The sequence below is a fragment of the Paraburkholderia sp. FT54 genome, from assembly GCF_031585635.1.
Classification (GTDB): Bacteria; Pseudomonadota; Gammaproteobacteria; order Burkholderiales; family Burkholderiaceae; genus Paraburkholderia.
Map to the genome: position 1 here is coordinate 33,593 of NZ_CP134197.1, position 23,554 is coordinate 57,146.

Annotated in this window: 20 protein-coding genes and 1 pseudogene; 17 read left to right on the forward strand and 4 right to left on the reverse strand. The window is 60.8% G+C overall.

Going from position 1 to position 23,554, the window contains the following annotated elements; translation table 11 throughout:
* The first annotated feature begins 190 nt into the window (after positions 1-190).
* Entirely contained in the window at positions 191-676 is a 486-nt protein-coding gene (locus RI103_RS32915; protein WP_310819025.1) for a MarR family transcriptional regulator, read from the forward strand.
* 315 nt (positions 677-991) lie between these two features.
* Here RI103_RS32915 and RI103_RS32920 read toward each other — a convergent pair whose 3' ends face one another.
* Positions 992-1,756, reverse strand: a complete 765-nt coding sequence (locus RI103_RS32920; protein ID WP_310819026.1) for an SDR family oxidoreductase — start codon at positions 1,754-1,756, stop codon at positions 992-994.
* A gap of 591 nt (positions 1,757-2,347) precedes the next feature.
* Complete coding sequence (locus RI103_RS32925) at positions 2,348-3,502, reverse strand: MBL fold metallo-hydrolase (protein WP_310819027.1); 1,155 nt, start codon at positions 3,500-3,502, stop codon at positions 2,348-2,350.
* 200 nt (positions 3,503-3,702) lie between these two features.
* Here RI103_RS32925 and RI103_RS32930 point away from each other — a divergent pair.
* The 5 genes and pseudogenes from RI103_RS32930 to RI103_RS32950 form a co-directional block, all read left to right on the forward strand.
* A pseudogene (locus RI103_RS32930) lies at positions 3,703-4,470 on the forward strand (ABC transporter permease subunit); the annotation flags it as partial.
* 122 nt (positions 4,471-4,592) lie between these two features.
* Positions 4,593-5,312: a FadR/GntR family transcriptional regulator gene (locus tag RI103_RS32935; protein ID WP_310819028.1), complete on the forward strand. Its 720-nt coding sequence runs from the start codon at positions 4,593-4,595 to the stop codon at positions 5,310-5,312.
* Positions 5,313-5,421: 109 nt separating this feature from the next.
* Positions 5,422-6,189, forward strand: a complete 768-nt coding sequence (locus RI103_RS32940) for an SDR family oxidoreductase (RefSeq protein WP_310819029.1) — start codon at positions 5,422-5,424, stop codon at positions 6,187-6,189.
* 97 nt (positions 6,190-6,286) lie between these two features.
* The gene (locus RI103_RS32945) at positions 6,287-7,579 is read left to right on the forward strand and encodes an MFS transporter (RefSeq protein ID WP_310819030.1); all 1,293 of its coding nucleotides are present in this window, start codon (positions 6,287-6,289) and stop codon (positions 7,577-7,579) included.
* A 53-nt stretch (positions 7,580-7,632) separates the two neighbouring features.
* Positions 7,633-8,880 (forward strand): enolase C-terminal domain-like protein, encoded by a 1,248-nt coding sequence (locus tag RI103_RS32950; protein WP_310819031.1) that lies wholly within the window; start codon positions 7,633-7,635, stop codon positions 8,878-8,880.
* Between the two features lie 128 nt (positions 8,881-9,008).
* Here RI103_RS32950 and RI103_RS32955 read toward each other — a convergent pair whose 3' ends face one another.
* A complete protein-coding gene (locus tag RI103_RS32955) occupies positions 9,009-9,779 on the reverse strand; it encodes a substrate-binding domain-containing protein (RefSeq protein ID WP_310819032.1) in 771 nt (256 codons plus the stop codon).
* Positions 9,780-10,066: 287 nt separating this feature from the next.
* Positions 10,067-11,167, reverse strand: coding sequence for a TIGR03118 family protein (locus tag RI103_RS32960; RefSeq protein ID WP_310819033.1), 1,101 nt, complete (start codon positions 11,165-11,167; stop codon positions 10,067-10,069).
* A 393-nt stretch (positions 11,168-11,560) separates the two neighbouring features.
* Here RI103_RS32960 and RI103_RS32965 point away from each other — a divergent pair, with 393 nt between their 5' ends.
* From RI103_RS32965 to RI103_RS33015, 11 genes are all read left to right on the forward strand, one after another.
* Positions 11,561-12,430: a PTS sugar transporter subunit IIA gene (locus RI103_RS32965; protein ID WP_310819034.1), complete on the forward strand. Its 870-nt coding sequence runs from the start codon at positions 11,561-11,563 to the stop codon at positions 12,428-12,430.
* A gap of 345 nt (positions 12,431-12,775) precedes the next feature.
* Positions 12,776-12,946, forward strand: coding sequence for a hypothetical protein (locus RI103_RS32970; protein WP_310819035.1), 171 nt, complete (start codon positions 12,776-12,778; stop codon positions 12,944-12,946).
* A gap of 929 nt (positions 12,947-13,875) precedes the next feature.
* The gene (locus RI103_RS32975; RefSeq protein ID WP_310819036.1) at positions 13,876-14,511 is read left to right on the forward strand and encodes a hydrolase; all 636 of its coding nucleotides are present in this window, start codon (positions 13,876-13,878) and stop codon (positions 14,509-14,511) included.
* A 100-nt stretch (positions 14,512-14,611) separates the two neighbouring features.
* Positions 14,612-16,489: an amidohydrolase gene (locus RI103_RS32980; protein WP_310819037.1), complete on the forward strand. Its 1,878-nt coding sequence runs from the start codon at positions 14,612-14,614 to the stop codon at positions 16,487-16,489.
* A gap of 14 nt (positions 16,490-16,503) precedes the next feature.
* Complete coding sequence (locus RI103_RS32985; RefSeq protein ID WP_310819038.1) at positions 16,504-16,929, forward strand: DoxX family protein; 426 nt, start codon at positions 16,504-16,506, stop codon at positions 16,927-16,929.
* A 3-nt stretch (positions 16,930-16,932) separates the two neighbouring features.
* Positions 16,933-17,169: a DUF1427 family protein gene (locus tag RI103_RS32990; RefSeq protein WP_310819039.1), complete on the forward strand. Its 237-nt coding sequence runs from the start codon at positions 16,933-16,935 to the stop codon at positions 17,167-17,169.
* Positions 17,170-17,278: 109 nt separating this feature from the next.
* A complete protein-coding gene (locus RI103_RS32995) occupies positions 17,279-18,214 on the forward strand; it encodes a glyoxalase (protein ID WP_310819040.1) in 936 nt (311 codons plus the stop codon).
* A 26-nt stretch (positions 18,215-18,240) separates the two neighbouring features.
* On the forward strand, positions 18,241-19,680 hold the full coding sequence (locus RI103_RS33000; protein WP_409077062.1) for an alginate export family protein: 1,440 nt from the start codon (positions 18,241-18,243) through the stop codon (positions 19,678-19,680).
* A 289-nt stretch (positions 19,681-19,969) separates the two neighbouring features.
* Positions 19,970-20,209 (forward strand): hypothetical protein, encoded by a 240-nt coding sequence (locus RI103_RS33005; protein ID WP_310819041.1) that lies wholly within the window; start codon positions 19,970-19,972, stop codon positions 20,207-20,209.
* Position 20,210: 1 nt separating this feature from the next.
* Complete coding sequence (locus RI103_RS33010) at positions 20,211-20,660, forward strand: hypothetical protein (protein ID WP_310819042.1); 450 nt, start codon at positions 20,211-20,213, stop codon at positions 20,658-20,660.
* Between the two features lie 1,010 nt (positions 20,661-21,670).
* Positions 21,671-23,527 (forward strand): diguanylate cyclase, encoded by a 1,857-nt coding sequence (locus RI103_RS33015; RefSeq protein WP_310819043.1) that lies wholly within the window; start codon positions 21,671-21,673, stop codon positions 23,525-23,527.
* The last annotated feature ends 27 nt before the right edge of the window (positions 23,528-23,554 follow it).

Sequence of the window (23,554 nt, forward strand, 5' to 3'; positions counted from 1 at the left end):
TCGCCGCATTGGCATCGTGCGTGCTTGCCCCATTCGTGCGCATTGCGGTACGCTCGTGCCGTTTGGCAAGCCCCCGGCTTGCCTGCACGCATGGGAGTTTCCATACGACGGTACGTTTTGTGCACGGAACGCGTAAACTTTAAAAATTGCAGTGTGCAACTGAATCAGAATAGCTGAATGGGAGAACAGCATGTCGAAGGCGCCGTATCCAAGACTGGAGCATTTGAACTTCCGCCTCGATGTACTGAGCGAGTTGGCCAAGGGTGTGGCGTCCGGCCTTTACGAAGCCGAATGTGACGTAACCCTGCGCGACCTGCGCGTACTGCGTTTCATCGATATGCAGCCGGGCATTTCGCTCGGCCCGCTGATTGAGCTGACGTACCTTGAAAAGACGCTGGTTTCGAAGCTGGTCACCACGCTGGCTAATCGCGGCTTGCTCACACGCTCTACCGGCACGACGGACGCACGTGTCATCAACCTGAACTTGACCAGGAAAGGCAAGGCAATTGTCCGCAAGTGCGATCGGATCGGCAAGATCTTCGACGAGCAACTTATGTCCGTTTTGTCAGCGGAGGAAAAGCGAGTGCTTTTTGACTGCATCAACAAGCTGACGGAACACGTGGAGGAGGGCGGTGAATGGACGCTCCCGCCGACACGGCGCAAACGCACTGCCTAATCGCGACGCCGAGGCGGGACAGGCGGTCCCAGCGCGGCCATAAGAGCGGCGGCATGAGGCGGACGCCGGTCGCCATGCCCGTGCGTTTCCTTTGGAGAGTAGTGGGGCAAGAGTCGTGATATAGGCGCTGGCGACGATCAACGCAATGACGACGGACTGGCGGCTTGACAAAGAGATGGGCGGAAAACGGAATTCCGATGTGCGACAGGATCTCGAACGCCTCAGATCGAGGCGTTTTCAAGGGGTATTCAAAGATGAGGCTCGCTTCGCGGCAGCCTGAGATGGCGCATCGCTGCGCCCGCCCGCAGCAGGGCCCTACCCGCGCCCCACAAATGGCATATTGCTGGCCATAACCGTCATGTTCAGAACGTTGGCGCTCAAGGGCAGGCTGGCGATGTAACGGACCGCTTCTGCGACATGTTTCACATCGATCATGGGTTCCGCTGCCATCGTTCCGTTTGCCTGAAGTACGCCGCGCGTCATGCGCTCGGACAATTCCGTTAGCGCATTGCCAATGTCGATCTGACTGCAGACGATGTTGAACTCGCGGCCATCGAGCGCGATACTCTTCGTGAGGCCAAGCACTGCGTGCTTGCTAGCCGTGTAGGGCGAAGTGAAGGGGCGTGGCGTATGTGCCGAGATCGACCCGTTGTTGATAATCCGGCCGCCCTGCGGCGATTGCTTTCTCATCAATCCGAAAGCAGCGCGCGCACACAGGAAAACACCGGTCACGTTGGTATTGATGAGATTCGTCCAGGTTTCAACGGGTAGCTCGTCCATCGGCACGGCGGGCGCATTGACTCCCGCATTGTTGAACAGAACGTCGAGTCTGCCGTAGGTGCGGTCGATGGTGTCAAAGAGGGCATCAACACTTGCTGCATCACGAACGTCGGTCACGACTGCCAGTGCTTCCTGGCCCGCGGCCTTTGCAGTCTCGACGAGCTCCGCGAGGGGCTCGGCACGGCGGCCAGCAAGCACGACGCTGAAGCCGTCGGCGAGAAGCGCCGTCGCAGCGGCTCGGCCAATACCGCTGCCCGCGCCGGTAACGAGCGCGATCCTTTTGGTGCTTGATTCAGTCATGATCTACTCTCCGAGAATCAGGTTGATAGGTGATGGGCTGGTGTCGATTCGAATGGCTTGAATGCCTTGATATTCCGGTCGGAATTCGCCTTGTGGCAGCCATGACTCTGCCGGAAGCGCCTGGAGAAGTACGCTTCGTCTGTCAATCGGCAACGCGTTGCGACGGGGTTCGCTGGCCTGGAACTGTTGATCCAAATGAGTTCGCGCCCAAAGTCATGCGTCGCTTAAGGACAAGATCGGATAGAGTTTCGTCCGATACAAAGTTGTTACGGCGGTTGATACCTCAAGTATATGCAATCAGCCTTGACGCAACCTGGACGCAACAGTGTGCGTCCAGGACAGATCAACGCAAGTTGAAAACTGTACCGCTCAAGTCCAGGGACTGATTGGCGCAATCACGACGCCGTATTCGACGCGGCATCGTTCGATAACATGACCACCATGCCGGCGAGCTCGCGGATGGGCGCTCACGCATCTCGGCGATAGAAATGTCGGCTCTCGGACGATCGCGGTCGCAATCGTCGTAACGCGGACCAGCTGCGTGCAGCGTGTGTGATTAGCGCGCGGCCTGCGCGCAAGATTAACGCACGGCTATCGCGCACATGCGTCGCGTGTACCGGATGAATTGCCAGGCTCGCTCGGATCGTCGAGCTGGATCATCTGTCCATGGTGCAGCACCGTGAATGCTTCGGCGGGCAGGCCGGCTTCACGCGTGGCTGCGGCGAGCTTGTTCGGCGGTTCGTCGAGTGGCTCGTCGGCGAGTTCGAACGTTCCCCAGTGAATGCCGATCGCTTTTTTTGCGTGCACGTCCCGGAAAATTTGCACAGCCCGTTGCGGGTCGACGTGCTGCGGGCCCATGAACCAGCGCGGCGCATACGCGCCGATCGGAATCAGCGCGAGGTCGAAGCAGCCGAACGCCGCGCCGATCCGCCTGAAATCGCCGGAGTAGCCGGTGTCGCCCGCGAAATACAGCGAGAACGGATGCGCTGCGCGCGGCGGTGTCTTCAGGACCCAGCCGCCCCATAGCGTCTCGTTTCGATCGGTGAGGCTGCGCGCGGACCAGTGCGTCGCGGGCACGAACCAGAAGTCGAGCCCCGACGCTTGCGTGCGGTCGCCCCAGTCCAGTTCCTGCGCGTTGGTGATGCCTTTTTTTGCCAGCCACTCCTTGATGCCGAGCGGCACCAGAAAGAGAGGCGGGCCGCCCGGCTGACCGTTCAATGCCTGAACGCTTTGCGCGTCCAGGTGGTCGTAGTGGCTGTGTGAGATCAGCACGACGTCGATATGCGGCAGTTCGGCGAGCGTCAGACCGGGAGCCACGCGCCGCTTCGGCCCGATGAAGGAGAACGGTGACGCGCGTTCGGAAAACATGGGGTCGGTCAGGATGTTGGCGCCGTCGATCTGCAGCAGCGCGGTCGCGTGGCCGATCCACGTCATCGTATTTTCGCTGCGATTTGCCTTGAGCCATTCGACATCCGGGTGATCGGTGGGAAACGCGTAGCCATTCTCGGGCGGCGGCGGCAGACGATGAATCAGCCGATTCCAGCGCCACTTCCAGACCGAGGCGCGCGCGAGCGGACCATCGTTGTTTTCGAAGCCATCTTCCGTGTGCTTTGCATGATGGATGCCGCTCGCGGAGAGGCGGTCGGGCGACGGGCCGAGTGCCTGCGCGCGAGCAGAGCAGATTGTCGTCGCGGCGCAAACGGCGAGGACTGTATAAAAGAGAGGCAGGCTTAACGGATGTGGCATCGCGAACGGGAGGAAGTGGGTGGGCTTCCGTTGCACAGGCGTTTCAACGACAGTATAGGGCGGCTGCCGTTCTCTTCGCACCATCGAACCGGCGCAAGGCGGCGAATTGTTGGCGGACGTTCGTGTCGGCAAAGTCCGGCGACGCCATTCGAATACTGACAGCTAACCTAAGCAAATTTTGTTGGATTGATTGCCGCATCATCGATCCGCTTCATCAACTGCTCCGGCAGGTCTCTGCTTTTGCGCTCTTTCCGGTGTTCATGCTGTTCCTCGGGATCGGTGAGTCGTCGAAGATCGCCATCATCGTGTGGGCTGCTTTCTGGCCCGTGCTGCTCAATACGATTTCAGGCGTGAAGCAGGTCGAACGAGTCTTCATCGACTGCGCGCGTTCGATGGGCGCGTCCCAGGGATTCATCTTCACGAAGGTGGTGCTGCCCGCCGCGCTGCCCCAAATACTCACGGGCATCCGGCTGGCCAGCGCTTACAGCATCACGGCGCTGGTCGCGGCGGAGATGATCGACGCCCGCTCGGGGCTCGTCTTGCGGCACGGCAACGTTCATGCGTGGAGCGACCTGAAGAACCGCTCCATCTGCGCATCGCGGCGAAGTCTCTTCGCCGCGCGCGCCGCGCAACGGGGGCAGGCGACATTGCAGAGTTTCGACCGTCCACTCGATGCATTGCTCGCTTTCCAGGCGGGCGAATGCGCAGCGCTCGTCGACGACGAGTACGTGATCCGTGCTTTGCTCGAACAGCCGGACTGGGCCTATTACCGTGAATTGCCGGACCGCGTTGCGCCCGCATCCGCGTTCATTGCATCGCGCGGTGGCGACGTCGTGAGTGCCGTCTTCATCGAACGTACCGTGGGTGACTGGCGGCGTGAGCGCTGGTTGTCGACGGTGCGCCACGACCAGGCGACTCGGCTCGCGTTCGACATGTTCAATGCCGACAACGATTTGTATTGCCACTAGCGCCGCCGAGGAACTACCGATCCATTCGATGTACGGCGCTGCTCCACGGGGTCAACCCTGGTTGCGCCGACGCCTCTCCACGTCTATCTTCTACATCATACGTATGACCTAGAGAGTGAACGGTGGCGACGCTACATAGACAGGTCCTGAATCAGATGGGCGAGCAAATCTGCTCAGGCAAATTCATGCCCGGCGACATCCTGCCCGCCGAGCCCGTACTCGCCGAACAGATGCAGGTGAGCCGCATCACGATCCGCGAGACGATGAAGTCTCTCTCGGCCAAGGGCATGCTGCAGGTGCGCCGCCGCTACGGCACGATCGTGCTGCCGCGCTCGCAATGGCAACTGTTCGATCCCGATGTGATCACCTGGCGCGCGCGCGCCGGCACGATCGAACCGGGACTCATCGAAGATCTGATGGAGTTGCGGCTGATCATCGAGCCGAACGCGGCCAGGCTCGCCGCGAAACGCGCGACGCCGGAAGACCGCGTCGCCGTGCGGCGAGCCTTCAAGGCGATGGAGCGCGCAGTGGCCGGCCACGGCGAATACGTTCCCGCCGACCTGGCGTTTCACGGCGCCATTCTCACGGCATGTCACAACCAGTTCGTCCAGCAGATGCAGAACGCGCTCTCGGCGATCCTGCGTACGAGCTTCGAACTCAGTTCTGAAATTGCCGGCGGCCCGGCCCGTTCGCTGCCGATGCACGAGGCGTTATGCGTCGCGGTCGAGCAGGGCGATCCGGACGCGGCCGAACAGGCGGTGCTGACGCTGATCAAACGCGCCGAGCAGGATTTCGAGGATCGCGCCGCATTGAACGCCACCGCCAACGATAAACCGACCTGACGCAGTCCTGTCACGCCGATAGCGAACCAAAGTCACTTGCAACGCGACGTGTCGATCCGTCGCGAGGGGCGCACTCGCGCCTTCTCCTGAAACACACTGAGGATTCAGCATGACCCATCTATTCGATTTGAGCGGCCGCACGGCGCTTGTCACCGGCTCGGCACGCGGTATTGGCTACGCCCTGGCCGAGGGATTGGCGGCGGCGGGCGCAAGCGTCGTGCTCAACGGCACGCGGGCCGATACGGTCGCCGAATCCGTCAGCAAACTCGCCGGCAAGGGCTACAAGGCGCAGGGCCGAGCTTTCGACGTCACCGACGAAGCGGCCGTCGCCGAGGCTTTCGCGCAGTGGGACAACGACGGCGTGCAGATCGACATCGTCGTGAATAACGCGGGCATCCAGTTCCGCAAGCCGCTCGTTGACCTCGAACTAAGCGACTGGCAGCGCGTGATCGACACCAATCTGACAAGCGCGTTCATTGTCGCCAAGCAGGCCGCGCGCCGCATGATCGAGCGCGGCACGGGCGGCAAGATCATCAACATAGGTTCGCTCACCAGCGAAGCGGGCCGCGCGACGGTTGGCGCATACACGGCGGCGAAGGGTGGCATCAAGATGCTGACCCGCGCAATGAGCGCCGAGTGGGCGGTCTCGAACATCCAGGCGAACGCGATCGGGCCGGGTTACATCCTGACCGACATGAACAAGCCGCTAATCGAAAACGCAGCCTTCGACGCATGGGTAAGGAGCAGCAACCCCTCGCAACGCTGGGGCAAGCCGGAAGAACTCGTCGGAACGGCGGTCTACCTCGCGTCGCCCGCGTCGAGCTATGTGAACGGTCAGATCATTTACGTGGACGGCGGCTGGCTGGCCGTACTTTGAAGCAGTCTTGAATGCAGGTCCGCGCGAGTACAGCAAAACAAGAAAACGACTCGCGCGCAGTCAACCGTTGTATGCGCCGTACCGATCCGGAGACATCATGGAAAGCGTCAAGCCCGTAGCAACCCAGAGATGGTGGTATCTGATGCCCATCATCTTCATCACATACAGCCTCGCCTATCTCGACCGCGCGAACTACGGCTTTGCCGCGGCGGCCGGGATTGACAGGGACCTCGGCATCACGCACGGCACGTCCTCGCTGATCGGCTCGCTGTTCTTTCTCGGCTATTGCCTGTTCCAGGTGCCCGGCGCGATCTACGCGCAGCGCAACAGCGTCAAGAAGCTGATCTTCTTCAGCCTGATCCTGTGGGGACTGTGTGCCGCCGCAACCGGCATGGTGAGCAACATTCCGATGCTGATGATGTTGCGTTTCACGCTCGGCGTGGTGGAAGCCGCCGTGATGCCGTCGATGCTGATGTACATCAGCCGCTGGTTCACGCGCACCGAACGCTCCCGCGCCAACACGTTCCTGATTCTCGGCAATCCGGTGACGGTGCTGTGGATGTCGGTGGTGTCGGGCTATCTGGTGCGCAGCTTCGGCTGGCGCGAGATGTTCGTGTTCGAAGGTGCGCCTGCGCTGATCTGGGCGGTGGTGTGGTGGTTCACGGTGAAAGATCGCCCGGCCGACGCGCCGTGGATGAGCGACGCCGAAAAGACCGAACTCACGGCACGCCTCAAAGCCGAGCAGGCCGACATTGCCCCGGTGCGCGACTACAAGGCGGCGTTCCGTTCGTCGATCGTGATGAAGTTCTGCGCGATTCATGCGCTGTGGAGCATCGGCGTGTACGGCTTCATCATGTGGCTGCCGTCGATTCTCAAGGCGGCGTCGACAATCGATATCGTTTCGGTCGGCTGGCTTGCCGCGGTGCCGTATCTCGCGGCTATCGTTCTGATGCTGCTGGCCTCGTGGCTTTCGGACAAGACGCACAACCGCAAACTTTTCGTGTGGCCACTGCTGCTTGTCGGAACCGTTGCGTTCGTCGCTTCGTACCTGATCGGCGGTTCGCATTTCTGGATCTCGTTTGCGCTGCTGGTGGTGGCTGGCGCAAGCATGTACGCGCCGTATGGCCCGTTCTTCGCGCTGGTGCCCGAGCTGATTCCGAGCAACGTGCTGGGCGGCGCGATCGGTCTGATCAACGCATGCGGCGCATTGGGCGCATTCGCGGGTTCGTGGGTGGTGGGTTATCTGAACGGCGCGACCGGCAGCCCGGCGGCTTCGTACATCTTCATGGCGGGCGGCTTGCTGCTCTCCGTCATCCTGATGATGACCGTGCCCGCGCATTCCGATCAGCGCAGCAAGCGTGAAGCGCAGCTGTCGCTGCATCGCACGTAAAGCTGCACCCGAGCAGTTTTGTTTTCCCCGATTCGCTTTTTAGCAGGCTGAAAATGGCAACCCTGATTACCGATGTAAAGGTCATCCTGACCGCGCCGGAAGGCATCAACCTGATCGTCGTGAAGGTGGAGACCAACCAGCCGGGTCTGGTCGGCCTCGGCTGCGCGACCTTCGCGTACCGACATGTGGCGGTCAAATGTCTCATCGAAGAATATCTGCGGCCGCTGCTGATCGGACGCGATGCCGAGGCGATCGAGGAAATCTGGCAACTGATGCATCAGAACGCGTACTGGCGCAACGGACCGATCGAGAACAACGCGATCTCCGGGGTCGACATGGCGTTGTGGGACATCAAGGGCAAACTGGCGAATATGCCGTTGTATCAGTTGTTCGGCGGCAAATGCCGTGAAGGCGTGCCGATCTACCGGCATGCCGATGGCCGCGACCTCAACGAGCTGTGCGAGAACATCCAGAAGTATCGCGAGCAGGGCATCGCGCATATTCGCTGTCAGAGCGGTGGCTATGGCGGAGGCGCTTACGGCAGGGCGCCGTCGAGTGCGCCTTCAGGTTCGGCGGACGGCGTGTATCTTGACAGCAGGAGGTATATGCGCGAAACGCTCAAGCTGTTCGACGGCATCCGCAGCAAGATCGGTTTTGACGTCGCGCTATGCCACGACGTGCACGAACGCCTGAAACCCGTTGAAGCAATCCGCTTCGCATGTGAACTGGAACAGTACGATCTGTTCTTTCTCGAAGACGCAATCCCGCTCGAGGACGGCGAATGGATGCGCCAGTTGCGCGCGAAGACAACCACGCCGCTCGCACAAGGCGAGCTCTTCAATAACCCCTACGAATGGCGCTTTCTCATCACCGAGCGCCTGGTGGACTATATCCGCGTGCACCTGAGCCAGATCGGCGGCATCACGGCGGGGCGAAAGCTGCAGATATTCGCCGAGCAGTTCGGCGTCAGGACGGCGTGGCACGGACCAGGCGATATGTCGCCGATGGCGCACGCGGCAAACATCCACATCGATCTGGCCTCGCGAAATTTCGGTGTGCAGGAATGGTCCGGTACCGAACCGCCCAACTTCGTGATCCAGGAACTGAAGGGACCGCGCGCGGCATTGCTGGACGTATTCGCGGGTCTGCCCGAGTTCCGCGACGGCTACGTATATGCCAACGACAAGCCCGGTCTGGGCGTGGACATCGACGAAACCGAGGCGGCGAAATATCCGTGCGTGAATAACGTCACGACGTGGACTCAGACCCGGTTGAAGGACGGGACGTTGCAAACACCGTGAGCGCCTGCTGGTGCTCCTGATCACGGAACCGGGATACCGTGCGTGCCGAGTTTGAGACGCGTACGAAGTGTATTGTCCCGGTTCGCGCGTTTGTCTCTATCATGGCGTGTGCCGCGGCACGCGATGAATCAATTGGCCGGTAAGACGAGGTCGAATCCGTTCGCCTTCAAAGACGTTTGCACTGTCGGTCCGGTGAGATAGGAAAGGAGCTTTTTCGCTGCGTCCGGACGCTCGCTCTTTGTACCTATTCCCGCTGCGTAGGTCGTCACGAGTTGCAAATCTTCCGGGATTGGCCCGACGAGGGTGACACCATGCACGGGCTTGATTTCGCTGATCTGTCCCAATCCGAGGGACACCTCGCCTCGTGCCATCGCTTCCATGGCGGTTTGCCCTTCCGGATAATATTTGACCTTGAGACCCACCGTGCCGCCAACGCCCAGACGGTCAATCAGCCGGGCCAGATAGATGCCCGAGGTAGCGCCGGTGGCAGGGTCGGCCATACCGATCGAAGGGGCATCGAGCAGCACTTTCGTGAACGCCTGGTCGTCATTGATCCCGGGCAACGCGGCACCAGCTTTGACCGCGACTCCGAGCCGCACGCGCGCGATATCTACCTGTGAACCCTTTTCAACAAGATGGCGCTCGGTCAGTTTGGCGAGGGGCTCGGATGGAACTATGACGAGATCGAACGCCTGGCCCGATACTGCCCGGTCACGCACCTGTCCCGCCGTGCCGTAAACGAGGCGCACGTGATCACCCGTTGCGGCCAGATATTGTTCGGGCAGGTTCTCCAGTGCGCCTTTCATCGCTGCCGCTGAAAGAACGATCAGATCCGCCGCGTGAGCGGACTGCATCATGACCAACAGTGTGGCAAGCAGAAGTCCTGTTTTGCTTTTCATCAGAATGGGCTCCGGTAAGCGTCACTGCGTACTATAGGCCCCAATGCATCGGCCGCACGGACCGCCCGTCTTCGGAAACGGTACGACTGGAGAGTGGGCCGCCGAACCGCCGACGAAGCCGCGATGGAAGCGAAGTGTCCGAGGACGAAGGTCATCGCGTCCAGCGCATGCAGCGTCGGTTCGTGAACGGTGGTCGCACTGGTATTGAGCCTATACGTAATGCAGCTGCTTGAGCACTTCCTCACAGCAGGATTCAGTTCTTGCTTCATCATCAAATCGTTCGTCCATCACGGCATTAAATCAAGGCGACCATATACGCCACTCGTGGGTGTCGGACCTGCCGCGAAGAACAACGTGTTGAGCGGCTGACTATCCACGTTGTTGCCGAACGAGATTCCCCAGATACCTGGCTGCTTGAAGACGGTTCCATCGCTCTGCGTAAGCGCACCAACGAATGCACCGCTGCTCGGATTGAACGCGTCGATCGTGCCGTCGCCGAAGTTGCCCACCAACAGGTCGTTGCTGGCCGCGCCGAAATTCGCCGGCGCGAGCGCCAAGCCCCACGGCGAATTCAGCGTGTTGCCGGTCGCGATGCGCTTGACGAAGTTACCCGCGCTATCGAACGCATCGACGACGCCGTTGCCCGGGCCGTTCATCTGCGTGTGGCCATCGGGTCCGAGCACGGCGTACGCCACGTAGACGGTGCCGCCGATTGCCGCGATGCCGAACGGCGACAGGCCAGCGGGCAGACTCGGGTCGCTGAAACTGCCGGCGAGCTGAACCTTGTTGAATGACTTGTCGAACACATCAACCTTCTTGTTGTGGAAGTCGGCCGCGTAAAGCAGGTTCGCGCCGGCGTTCACGCCGATTGCAAGGCCTTTGTACACGGCGCCGCCCGCGCCATCGTCATGCACCGTGACAGCCTGGGTCGGCAAGACCTTTGGTGACCAGCCAGCGATGGTGCCGGCGTCCGTCGCCCAGATGAAGAGCGCGTTGGACATTGCACCGCCGTTGGCGCTGATCTGGAAATCGGTGCTCCCGTTGAATACGATGCCGGTCGGTCCCGCGGCTTGACCCGCAGCATTCGGCGGGATGGTGACCACGAGTGATTGCACTACGCCGTTGCCGTCATAGAGAGTCGACTTCTTCGTGTTGTTATCCGATACCCATACCGGCCCGGTCGGATTGAACGCGATCCCCCAGCCGTTCTTCAGGTTCGCGTCGGTGTGCGGTGCGCTGACGCTGCCGTCGGACACGAGAATCGTGGATTTGAACTGCGGGGCCATCGTACTGTTGTTGCTGTTGTTGTCGTTACCGCCGCATGCCGCGAGCGTTGCTACCGTCAAACCTAAGGCAACTGTATGTACCGCTCGTTGGTGAAGTTTCATTTGAACGTTCTCCTTTGATGGACAGAATGGCGCCCCGGCACCGGCGTGTCTCCACTGCGATGTCCGGCGAACGGACGACCGCGAGCCGCTAACCTTGCGCTAGCCTTTGATGCACTGGATCCTCCGTGCATAAACGTTCGTCGCGGCGATCTATTCCAAAATATTTCGCCACTCCGCCATGGGGAATCGACGCAGACAGATCGGTTGATGATTACTGATTCAACAAGTCGCTCGACGGTCAGATTGCGGACTTGAAAAGTGCCATTTGATGCTCGAAAGAAAGTCATTCGCTGTTGAGTTATTTACAGACGACAGTCCGTTGAACTGGCGATTTTTACGCAAACTTGACGTCGATCTGGGTAACCTTAAAATAAGCAACTGAAAGGGGGCGATATGACGCATCCACTGGCGGGCCTGCGGGCTCTCCTCACATCTGGCAAGACCCCTCCTGTCCACCGACGGTCGCGTGCCGTGCCGGGCCGCAATGTGATGATGCACGTCACCCTCGACGCCCAACACGCCACTCCATTACGTCAGGCTCTGATCCGCGATTGCGCCGGTCAACCGTGGACCATTCGCCTCGCACCGCTGCCCGGAACGGACCGCATGCGGCTTTCGCTCTATCTGCCCAGGGACGCAATGAGCGATGCGATCCAGCGGGTCGTCCATCTGGCGCCGACCGCCGAACTAGGGCAATTGCTTGAAGTCCCGGACACCCCCACCGACGCCTGGCGGGATTTGATCAACCCAGCGTCCCCTCCGTATGCCGGCTCGGTCGTTCAACCGGACGAAATGGCAGGTGCAAAGCGCACTATTGCGCAACTCCTGTCTCGTGATCATGTCCTGCTCGGTCTCGACGTGGCTGACCGTGACTCGCTTTTCGTAGAGCTTGGCCGCTTCTGTGAACAACGTTTCGGGCTGCCAGCGGCGACCGTGACCGCGGGACTTGAAGCGCGCGAAGCGTTAGGCTCAACCGGGCTGGGCCAAGGGGTTGCCGTTCCACACAGTCAAATCAGGGGTTTACGTGGGGCCATGGCTTTGTATGTTCGTCCGGCGACACCCATTCCCTTTGATGCGCCCGACGGAAACCCTGTGGCCGACATGGTCGTGCTATTGGTCCCGGAATGGGCCAATACCACGCATCTGCATCTGCTGGCTGACGTAGCGCAGCGCTTTTGCGACCATCACTTCCGCGACCGGCTCCATGCCTGTGTCGACGCGCAGGCCGTGTGCCAGTTGTTCGTCGGCTACGACACACTGTAGGCCACATTGGATGGGCTGCAGAACCACTATGCCTTCCGCACGGTAACCCCCGCTCGCGCGTTGGGGCAGTCTTGCCGGCCATTGCTTTCTCGTGACCCTAGCGCGCTGTGCGAGTTCGTTCGACCGGCGACGATACGCATGCGTTTAGTCGCCGGCCGGCTTGTTCTTGACAGTTCTGAAGGATTGCAGACGAGCTCGTACTGACTATGGTGGCATTCGCTATTCGAACATCACCGCGCTTAGTTGGAGCCGCGCGGATTTCAACGATGCGGAAGTCAGCCTGCAATACCTGATTGCCCGGATTGGTCGGTTGGAGCGGCCTTTAACTTCCCGAAAGGGAACGCGGTGACTCAAACCATTGGGGAAGCTAAATACGATCAGATCTCCGCTGGTGTGAATCACACGCTGTCCAAACGCCCCGATGTCTATATTTCAGGCGAGTGGCAGACGGTTAGCGGAAACGACTCGACCGGGCAAGCGGCGGTCGCGAACATTGCCGATTTGCCGCCTTCTTAGAATCATCATCAAGCGGTCGCTCGGATCGGAATCCGGCATAGGTTCTAGTCTCACTGTGCGCGACTGGGCAGCTGAATGCACTGACTGTCCGGACTCGCTTGCTGAAGAGCCGCGGGCTCACGCGATCACGTCCCAGACAGTGGCGAGATCCCCCTGTAAAGGCTCACCTCTGCGCCTTTGATGGAACTCAGATACGCAACTAACGGTCAGTCCGTGACGCCTCCACCTCAAAATTCGCCAGTGAGATCCGGCGCCGCGCTGACTTGAACATTGCCGGCATCTTTGTCGACCCATCGCTCACGCCGCAAGCGGGTAAGCACGCATTACGGGCCCGTCCGCCTTTGCCGGGAACACGTTCCACGAACCGTCATCGTGCCGGAAGAAAACGATCGTCAAACTTTCATCCGCACGCGCCGCGCCGATGCGCACGTAACGCCTTCGATCCGTTCCTGTGCGACTGAACTCCATCACGCGTAGCGTCGCCACCGCGGAAGATCCAAACCACTTGCTGACCAGCGTTCGCAAGCACTTCTCGCCGGCACCCATCTCGCTCTCCTCTGACCGCGACGCTACCATCAGCGCTACTCCTACGCTTTGACAGTAGTACGCGCGACACAAGGTGTCTATTACATGAATCTGGAAGCAGCCCCAGCGAAGCGGGTGACGCTCGACGCCTGGTGAGCAATGAGGCCACGCATCTGGACGTGCCTCGGATTACATAAACATGCAATGTCCCGATCTCGTACAACGTCATATGCTGTCGACGTGCCAGTGCGGATTGTGAAATTCGCGCTCAAGCTGTGGGGCAAGCCGTTCGCGTCTGCCTTGCCGATACAACGTCACTGAACTCATCCACTAACCGGACACTGACACGGTTGCCTTCGTGCAACCGTGCGGGTCCCTCGCATTCTCGTGAATTGGAGCTACTCATGGCCTATGAACTGTTGACGCCCGACACATGCGCGCTCGCGCTTATCGACCATCAGCCGCAGATGTTCTTCGGCACGCACTCGCACGAGCGCACCACCATCCTGCACAACATCCAGATCCTCGCGAAGAGCGCGAAGCTCTTCAAGGTGCCGACCGTTCTGACGACAGTCGCCGCCGACTCTTTCAGCGGCCAGTTGCTGCCGGAAGTGCAGTCGGTGTTTCCGGAGATCAAGCCGATCGACCGCACGTCGATGAACTCGTGGGAAGACAAGAACTTTCGTGACGCGATCAAGGCGACGGGCCGCAAGAAAATCGTGATCGCGGGCTTGTGGACAGAAGTGTGCGTCGCCTTCCCGACCGTGCAGATGCTGGCCGAAGGCTTCGAAATCTACGTGCCGACGGACGCCTGCGGCGACATCACTGGAGAAGCCCATGAACGTGCCGTGCAGCGCGTCGTGCAGGCGGGCGCGGTGCCGCTGACGTCGGTGCAGTTCATGTGCGAACTGCAACGCGATTGGGCGCGCGGTGAAACGTACGAAGGCTGCATGGAGATTTTCAAGGCGCACACCTCGTATGGCATTGGCGTGCGTTACGCGAAGCAGATTCTCGGCGGCCACGCGAGCGAGGCGCGCTGATCGGCCCTGATCTCCCCATGTAGTCCTTGCCCTACGTCACGGGCGACGCTGCTGTCGTCGCCCGTGAAACGCGCCTGACCCAACACCACGGAGAGCGACGATGACCGCACCCATTCCGCCGGCCCGCATTGCGGAGCTGGTGATCTACAACGGCAAGATTGCGACGCAGGACGACAGGCGTTCGTTCGTGACGGCGCTTGCCATCGCGCAAGGCGAGATCGTCGCGAGCGGCAACGACCACGACATGATGCAGTGGGCGAGCGATTCCACGCGCCGCATCGACCTGAAGGGACGCACGGTCATTCCCGGTCTCAACGATTCGCATCTGCATGTCATTCGCGGCGGTTTGAATTTCAATCTCGAACTGCGCTGGGATGGCGTGCCGTCGCTGCGCGATGCACTCGACATGCTGCGCGCGCAGGTCGCGCGTACGCCCGCGCCGCAATGGGTGCGCGTAATCGGCGGATGGAATGAATTCCAGTTCGCGGAGAAGCGCGGGCCGACGCTCGAAGAGATCAACGCGATCGCGCCCGATACGCCCGTCTTCATCCTGCACCTCTACGACAGCGCACTGCTCAATGCGGCGGCGCTGCGTGCCGTCGGCTATGACCGCGACACGCCGAATCCACCCGGCGGCGAAATCCAGCGCGACCGCCGCGGCAATCCCACGGGCATGCTGATCGCGCGCCCGAACGCGGGGCTACTGTATGCGACGCTTGCCAAAGGACCGAAGCTCCCGTTCGACGATCAACTGAACTCGTCGCGCCAGTTCATGCGCGAGCTGAATCGTCTGGGCGTAACGAGCGCTATCGATGCGGGCGGCGGCTATCAGTCGTATCCCGACGACTACGCGGTCATCATGGAACTCGCTAAGCGCAACGAACTGACGGTGCGCATCGCGTACAACCTGTTCACGCAGAACGCAAAGAAGGAAATCGAAGACTTCGCGAAGTGGGTCAAACTCACCAAGCCCGGCGACGGTGACGACTTTCTGAAAATGAACGGTGCGGGCGAAATGCTGGTGTTCTCCGCCGCGGACTTCGAAGATTTTCTGGAGCCGCGCCCCGACCTGCCGGGCGCGATGGAAAGCGAACTCGAAGCAGTCGTACGGCTGCTGGTGCAAAACCGCTGGCCGTTCCGGCTGCATGCAACGTACGACGAATCGATCGACCGTTTTCTCAACGTATTTGAGCGCGTGAACAAAGACACGCCTTTCGACGGCCTGCGCTGGTTCTTCGACCACTGCGAAACGATTTCGACGCGCAATATCGAACGCATTGCGGCGTTGGGCGGCGGTATCGCCGTGCAGCACCGGATGGCCTATCAGGGCGAATACTTTATCGAACGCTATGGCGTCGAAGCAGTAGCGCACACGCCGCCCATCCGGAAGATGCTCGCGGCGGGGCTACCCGTCGGCGCGGGGACTGACGCGACGCGTGTCGCGAGTTTCAATCCGTTCGTTTCGCTGTATTGGCTCGTTTCGGGACGCACGGTGGGCGGCACGCAGATGTACGCGGCGCACGACCGGCTGGACCGCATGGAAGCGCTGCGCCGATATACGGTCGGCAGCGCATGGTTCTCGAACGACGAGACGAGGAAGGGCGCTCTCGTACCCGGCCAGCTTGCCGATTTCGCAGTGCTCTCGGACGACTATTTCACGATCGGCGAAGACGCCATCAAGCATCTGAGTTCGGTGCTCACGGTGGTCAACGGACGCGTCGTCTACGCCGCCGACGAGTTCGAAACGTTCGGCCCGCCCGCGCTGCCCGTCAGCCCGGCGTGGTCGCCCGTCGCGGAGTACGGCGGCTATGCGCGCTATCGTCCCACGGCGCCGCTGCAGCAGTCGTGCAACGACGCCTGCGTGAACCTGTGCGGCGTGCATCGTCATGCGCATGCATGGGCGTGGCGCAGCAACGTGCCCGCCGGCGATGCGAACACGTTCTGGGGAGCGCTCGGGTGCAGTTGCTTCACGTTCTAGGCGCCAGGCAGGTCATGAACCGTTTTTCCGCCCCCGACGCCGCGCTGCTGTTTCTGCGTGTCACCGCGAGTGTGCTCGTGCTGCTCGTGCATGGACTGCCAAAGGCGATCCACTACGCGAGCCAGCTCCAGGCAATCGAAGACCCGTTGCATTTCGGCAGGACGCTAACGCTAGGCTGTGCGATCTTCGCGGAGGTCGTGTGCCCGCTGCTGATGATCGCGGGCATCGCGACGCGGCTCGCAGCGTTGCCGATCATGCTGGTCTGCGTGATCGCGCTGGGTCTCGTGCATCGCGAATGGACGCTGGACCAGGGGCAATTCGCGTGGATGCTGCTGATCATGTTCGGAACGATCGTGATTGGCGGCGCGGGACGCTACCGGATCGCAGTGTGGCCGCACGCGCGCGGGCAAGCGCAGGCCCGCACGGCATGTGAGGAGTGAAACATGTCATATCTGATTGCATTAGGCGCGGGCCTCGTGGTCGGCCTGCTGTATTACCTCGTGCGCGTGCAATCGCCCGCGCCGCCGCTGATCGCGCTCGCGGGGCTGCTCGGCATTGTCATTGGCGAGCATGCGATTCCGTTCGTGCGGGCGCAGATCCGCACACCCGATGCGCAATCCCAAAGCGCCCCGCCCGTCGCGAGCAGCAAGCCGACTTCGTTATGCAGCGACGATCAATAGGCACGGACGCGTGTTTCGCCGTGCAGGCGCGCAAGACGGGCGCGCCGCAAGCCGGAATCTGACTGCGCCGCGCGAGGCGCGGCATCCATCACCAGCAAGGAGTGTTTTTATGAGTACCGTCAAGATGGTTCGATTGTTGCGGGCCGCCGTGGTGTCGATCGCGGCGCTCGGCATGGCGCTGGCCGGCTCGCCGGCATTCGCCGAGGCCGATCATCAGAACGCGGGCAAGAGCATGCTTGTCGTGTCGGTTGGCCCGCAGTACGACACGACGCACGTTTATGTGGCGAGCCAGGACATCGACGCCTTCGTCGACAGCTTTGTCGCGACGTTCGGCGGCAAGGCTTCGCCGCGCGCGGTGTTCACGGTGACGCCGACGCCGAGCAAAACCGCTTCGCAGTATGTGCAGACGCCTGTCGGCATGTTGTCGGTGTTCGCGTTCCAGACGCCCATACCGTATCCGTTCGGCAGCGAACGCACCGGCTATCTCGTGACCGACATGGACAAGGCCGTGCGTGCCGCGCGCGCCGCGGGTGCGGACGTGGTCGTCGAGACGTTCGACGATCCGATCGGCAAGGACGCAATCATCCAGTGGCCGGGCGGCCTGAACATGCAGTTGTACTGGCACACGAAAGCGCCGTCATATGGTCCGCTCGAAACAGTGCCGGACAATCGCGTCTATGTGTCCGCGCAATCCGCGGACAACTTCATCAGGCGCTTCCTGCGCTTCTCGCACGGCAAGGTCGTGTCCGACAATCGTCATGCGGATGGCGTCGAAATCGGCCGGTCCGGCGACACGATCCGGCGCGTGCGCATTACCTCCGGCTTCGGCAACATGCTCGTGTTCGCGACCGATGGCAAGCTGCCGTATCCGTTCGGACACGAGGTGACGGGCTATCAGGTCGCCGATCTCGATGCGACGCTCGCCAAGGCGCAGGGAGTCGGCGTACAACTGCTGTCGCCGGCGAGCCGCACGGTCGAAGGGCGCACCGCGATGGTCGAGTTTCCCGGTGGCTATGTCGCCGAAATTCACGAACTGACGAAGTGACGGTGCGACGGTCGGTGAAATGCGCGATGCGGCGCGCCACGTCGAAGGCGGCCGCTTGCGCGACGCTCGCCGTGTGCGGATTGATGGACGGCGCGAACGCATACGCCGCCGACAACACGGCAGACGCGGTCGCCGTGCCTCAATGCACTGCGAAGCGGCCGTCGTCGCTGTCGTTCAACCGCTGGCAGGAAGACTGGTCGGTGCTGGCGAATCCGTGCGTGCCGCGCGAGCCGTTCGATGCCCTCAAGTACATGCCGACGAGCACTGATCCGTCGACGTATCTGTCGCTCGGTGCGAACCTGCGTGAGCGCTTCGAACTGAACAACACGCCGCTTTTCGGACTCGGCAGCGCGCGGCCCGACAGCTACGTGATCCAGCGCGCCGAAGTGCATGCCGACGCTCGCATCGGGCAACATGTGCAGGCCTTCTTTCAGTTCGAAGACGCGCGGGCCTTCGGCAAGGATTCGGTGTCGCCTGTCGACAAGAATCCGCTCGATATCGAGCAGGCGTTCGTCGCGTTCGTCTATGGCGTCGGCGGCGGCACGTTCAAGACGCGCGTCGGCCGCCAGGAAATGGCGTTCGACTTGCAGCGGTTCGTCTCGGTGCGCGATGGGCCGAACGTGCGTCAGGCATTCGACGCGTTGTGGGCCGACTATGAAATCGACAAGTGGCGCTTTATCGGCTATATGACGCAACCCGTGCAGTATCGCGACGTCACCGTGTTCGACGATGTGTCGAACCGGCATCTCACGTTTAGCGGCGTGCGCGTCGAACGCGCGAGCACGGGGCCGGGCGATCTGTCCGCGTACTGGTCGCGCTACACCCGCGACAACGCGCGCTTTCTCGACGCGGCAGGCACCGAGCATCGCGATGTGTTCGACGTGCGTTACGCGGGCAAGGCTGTCCCATTCGATTGGGATGCCGAAACGATGGTGCAGACGGGGCACGTCGGCAAGGACACCATCGGCGCTTGGGCGTTCGGGTTGCTGGGCGGCTATACGTTCGCGTCGGTGGCGGGCTCGCCGCGATTGGGCTTGCAAGTGGATGGCGCATCGGGCGACCGGCATCCGGGCGATGGACGCGTGGAAACCTTCAATCCGCTGTTTCCGAACGGCTACTACTTCACGCTTGCCGGATACACGGGCTATAGCAATCTGATACACGTGAAGCCGTCCATCACGTTCAAGGTGTCGCCCAAGGTCACGCTGCTCACGGCGCTCGGTTTCCAGTGGCGCGCGACGACGGCCGATGCGATCTACGGCCAGGGCTCGGCCGTGGTGCCCGGCACGGCAGGGAAGGGGACGCGTTGGACGGGAATGTATGCGCAGATCCGCGCCGACTGGCTCGTCAGCCCGAACGTCGCCTTCGCGCTGGAAGCGGTGCATTTCGAAGTCGGCGATTCGATCCGCGCTTTAGGGGCGCGCAACGCGGACTATGTGGGCGTCGAAGCGAAATTCGGATGGTGACCGGGAAGTCGCGGCGATAGGCGGCAAACCCCGTTCGTGGTCCGCGAAGATATCGTTTGTAGCGTTTAACTAGCACTGTCTCGATACTGGGCCGGGTGGCAACTTCCTTAACGGTTTGCTTTCTTGTCTCTTGCATTTGTCTGCGTTCTGCCTATTCTCAATCGTACTTCGACCCAGCACGAAGCTATCGGCGTTACGCACGTTCCATGAACTCAGTGACAAAGCAGCCACGCGTGCTCACGAATCCCGGTGCAAGTTCGAATAACTGCAATCACTCGCGGAGCGACTCATGAAGTCCACCGAATTTAAAATCACCGTTTCCGGCGCGGCATTGGAAAAAGGGCAGGTCGCTCATGCTTCGGCGCAGATGAATGTTGCGCTCCTCACAGCCTTGGTCGGCGAGGGGCCCGCGCCGGTAAAGGGACCTGTTTGGTCGAACATTCTCTTGAACGGCGGCAGAATATTTTTGGGTGAACTAGCAGAAAAGCTTCAAAAGGCTGCGGACCAGGAGCTAGGTGGCGGGGGCTGAGATGGCGTCCCCTTCAGGGTGCAGTGCCAATGCGGTCGAAGGCGATGTCGGCCTCGGTCCACTAGGCACCTGTCCAAGCGCGCCGGCCGAAGCGGCATCAGCCGTCCTTGGGGCCGTGATGGAAAATGGGACCGTCGCGTATATCAGCCCAAAAATCCCGGTGAGCGATACGCTGCTGAGCGGTCTTCGTGCGAATGGTATTCCGCTTGAAAATCGCATCCGATTCCTCGGGCCGTGCATGGGTGGAGCATGCGCGCAGTGGACGGGTCATCGTTGTGGACTTGTCGATGCTATTGTCGCTGCCCCGGCGGTTCTTTCCGAGCCCGAGGACGGAATGCCTAAATGTGGTATTCGAGGCACCTGCCGATGGTATGCCCAACATGCGCATGCAGCGTGCGTGCAATGCCCCATCGTGATTTACGACCCGCACGGCACGAACGAGACCCGTTGACATACGGGTTCCTCGTTCGATAGGTCAATTGCAGTAGTGGTACCGGGTGGGCGCGTGACGCCGGGCAATCGGCTTCTCGCGCCTTTTTTCTGTGCAACGCCAACCGGACCGCCGCGCTCGTCATGGTCGGTGACCCCGGCTCTTTAGCATGCGAGTAATTGCGGACACCATCTGGCTTTCTTCGTGGACGATATCGAGGCGCCGGTTGCGTATCTGGGGGGTCACGGACTTAAGGTGTCGGGCGCTCCCGAATACAAGACGAACAGCCCGTACATTGACGAGGCTTGGGTGTACTTCGTGTCGCCTTGGAAAATGCAGCTTGAGCTTGTGAGTTGAAGTGTGTTACCGAGACCAGGCTGCGTTGATTCGCACCACGCGAACATGAACCGTCTTTGAATCTCTTCCCATCACGAATGTCTGATTATCGCTTTTCGGTCAATCAGAAAACTCCTCGCGCTTGGGCACAATGGCTATCGACGACTGTTTCCAAGGCTGCCTTTCTGCCCGGGTTATCCGCATAACGGGTACTCGCAACAACGGTCGTCGCGGCAAGCCGCTGGGAACGCCAGTTCACAGCATGTGAAGTTTCTGTCCGAGTCAGCCTGGCGAATGTCTTGCACATCTGCAGCAACTCCCTACGCTGGTGTGCATGCTTGGGATATTCCGCTCAGTATCCGGGTAAGCCATTGGGTGTGAGGTGACGCACGAGCATGCGCTGTCGAGGCGCACTTACTGCGTTGAACCGAAAGCAGCTACTGCGGGTAAACGTGGAAGTTTCCCGAACAGATTTCCGCCGATACGGAATCAACGGCAAGCACTGGATTGATGGAACCGTCGCACCAACGGTGGCCGCGGACAATTTGAGGTCGACTTGTAGTTGCATGTCGGTGCTTCTTTCACGATAGCCCGAATGAACGACGCGATTCACGGAGGGCGTCCGCCCGAGTTCGCAATAACAAGAACCTGAGAGAAGACAATTGGGACAGCCATCCGAGAAGCCGCCTACCCGGTTGAGCGCACTGATCGAAGCAATGCTGTCACCAGGCTGGGACAACGCTGTCCGGGCCATGGTGCTCGCATTGGCGGTGACGACGGTGACGAGCCTTGTCAGCAGGGCGCTCAAGGTGACGGCCGGAGAAATCGGTCCAATCTGGTTGACCAATGCCGCCCTCCTTGCGCAAATGATAGTAGTACCGCACAGACTGCGATGCTGGGCATTTGCCGGGGGCATGCTGGGCTATCTAAGCGCCAGCCTGCTGGTTGGTGAACGTTTATTTGTGTCCGTTTCATATTTGTGCGCCAACCTCCTTGAGGTGCTGGTGGCGCTGGCATTCGCCCCGCCTGTCTCAACGGTCGTCGAATTTTTTTCTCCGAAGCCTCTCGTGAAATTCATGGCCGGTGCTGTGTTGCTCGCGCCGGTTGTATCCGGACTGCTTGTGACGTCCATGCTGCACGGACAGTTAGTCGGCCATCTGCTGCAAAACTTTTGCAAATGGGTCCTCTCGGATGCCTTGAGCCTTGCGATATTGACGCCCGTCGCCATCGTCTTCTGGACCGGCGAGGTGACCCAACTGCTGCGTGTCGAGCGTCGGCGAAGGACGGGGTGCCTCCTGCTCCTGGTTTGCGTCATCACGACGGGCGTATTCGGGCAAAATCACTTTCCGCTGTTGTACTGGGCGCTCCCGCCCATCGTGCTACTGGCGCTTCAGGCAGAAATGGCAGGCTTGATGGTGGGGTTGCTCCTGTGCCTGGGGATTGCGGTGTCGTTTACCGTTCGCGGGTCGGGACCGCTCTGGACGTTTCCGTATGGGGACTTGGCCACCCGCGTCTTTGCGCTCCAATTTTTTCTCGTCGCGGCGATGGGCATTGCTTTACCTATCAGCGCTACGCAGATGGGGCGTTGCCGCCTTCTTGCAATGTTCCGCGACCTCGAGCAGCGATACCGGATACTGGCAGAGAACGCGACCGATATCGTCATGAGCATGGCGCCCGATGGCAGGCTCACGTACGTTTCACCACGCGCTACGGCCGTGATAGGAATTGCCCCTGAAAACCTTGTTGGTTTGCAGCTCCCGGACCTGGTTCTGTCCGACGACCGCGATGCCCTTGCTGCAGCAATCAAGAGCATGGCGATGGGTGCGTCCAGGGCTTCCCAGGTGATTCGCTTCCGGCGCATGGATGGCCAGGTCGTGTGGATGGAATGTACCTTCGCCCTGTCATCGAAAGGTTTCGCGGCAAGCCCCCACGCGCTCACGGCGACAGCGCACGACATTACGGAGCGCTGGGCGGCAGAGCAACGCCTCGCAGATGAGCGAAGTCAATTACATGCGTTTGCCTTCCGGGACGGACTGACCGGCGTTTTTAACCGTCGGTACTTCGACCGCGAAATGGCACTTCAAGCGCAGCCGGAGTTCTGGGCAGAAGGTCGCAGTTTTGTCGGGATTGTCATGGTCGATATCGACGGATACAAGAGCTACAACGACCGATACGGTCACCAGGCTGGCGATGAATGTATGCGCGCGATAGCGCAAGCTATTGCATCCTCGGCGAAACGTCCTGGAGACATAGTCGCGCGCTACGGTGGGGACGAGTTTGCATTGATTCTGAAGGAAACCGACCCGGACGGAGCGCGCGTAGTTTCCGAGCGCATCCGGCAGACCGTTGAAAGTCTCCAGATTCCACATGTCGCGTCCCCCGCGGGTATTGTCACGGTCAGTTGCGGAGTGGCGGCACAACAACCGGACAGTGTTGGCGACAGCCTTAACCTGGTTGCAGCCGCGGATAGAGCGCTATATGCGGCGAAGCGGCGAGGACGGAACCAGACTTGTGTGGCCGGGGCCGACGAGAAAGATGACGCAGGATTGTGACGTCGACAATGCATAGCAAACCACGGA

Excerpts from the sequence above, each read along its gene's own strand:
- RI103_RS32915 (WP_310819025.1), top strand. The coding sequence starts at position 191 with ATGTCGAAGGCGCCGTATCCAAGACTGGAGCATTTGAACTTCCGCCTC.
- RI103_RS32920 (WP_310819026.1), bottom strand. The coding sequence starts at position 1,756 with ATGACTGAATCAAGCACCAAAAGGATCGCGCTCGTTACCGGCGCGGGC.
- RI103_RS32925 (WP_310819027.1), bottom strand. The coding sequence starts at position 3,502 with ATGCCACATCCGTTAAGCCTGCCTCTCTTTTATACAGTCCTCGCCGTT.
- RI103_RS32940 (WP_310819029.1), top strand. The coding sequence starts at position 5,422 with ATGACCCATCTATTCGATTTGAGCGGCCGCACGGCGCTTGTCACCGGC.
- RI103_RS32945 (WP_310819030.1), top strand. The coding sequence starts at position 6,287 with ATGGAAAGCGTCAAGCCCGTAGCAACCCAGAGATGGTGGTATCTGATG.
- RI103_RS32950 (WP_310819031.1), top strand. The coding sequence starts at position 7,633 with ATGGCAACCCTGATTACCGATGTAAAGGTCATCCTGACCGCGCCGGAA.
- RI103_RS32955 (WP_310819032.1), bottom strand. The coding sequence starts at position 9,779 with ATGAAAAGCAAAACAGGACTTCTGCTTGCCACACTGTTGGTCATGATG.
- RI103_RS32960 (WP_310819033.1), bottom strand. The coding sequence starts at position 11,167 with ATGAAACTTCACCAACGAGCGGTACATACAGTTGCCTTAGGTTTGACG.
- RI103_RS32965 (WP_310819034.1), top strand. The coding sequence starts at position 11,561 with ATGACGCATCCACTGGCGGGCCTGCGGGCTCTCCTCACATCTGGCAAG.
- RI103_RS32975 (WP_310819036.1), top strand. The coding sequence starts at position 13,876 with ATGGCCTATGAACTGTTGACGCCCGACACATGCGCGCTCGCGCTTATC.
- RI103_RS32980 (WP_310819037.1), top strand. The coding sequence starts at position 14,612 with ATGACCGCACCCATTCCGCCGGCCCGCATTGCGGAGCTGGTGATCTAC.
- RI103_RS32985 (WP_310819038.1), top strand. The coding sequence starts at position 16,504 with ATGAACCGTTTTTCCGCCCCCGACGCCGCGCTGCTGTTTCTGCGTGTC.
- RI103_RS32990 (WP_310819039.1), top strand. The coding sequence starts at position 16,933 with ATGTCATATCTGATTGCATTAGGCGCGGGCCTCGTGGTCGGCCTGCTG.
- RI103_RS32995 (WP_310819040.1), top strand. The coding sequence starts at position 17,279 with ATGAGTACCGTCAAGATGGTTCGATTGTTGCGGGCCGCCGTGGTGTCG.
- RI103_RS33000 (WP_409077062.1), top strand. The coding sequence starts at position 18,241 with ATGCGGCGCGCCACGTCGAAGGCGGCCGCTTGCGCGACGCTCGCCGTG.
- RI103_RS33005 (WP_310819041.1), top strand. The coding sequence starts at position 19,970 with ATGAAGTCCACCGAATTTAAAATCACCGTTTCCGGCGCGGCATTGGAA.
- RI103_RS33010 (WP_310819042.1), top strand. The coding sequence starts at position 20,211 with ATGGCGTCCCCTTCAGGGTGCAGTGCCAATGCGGTCGAAGGCGATGTC.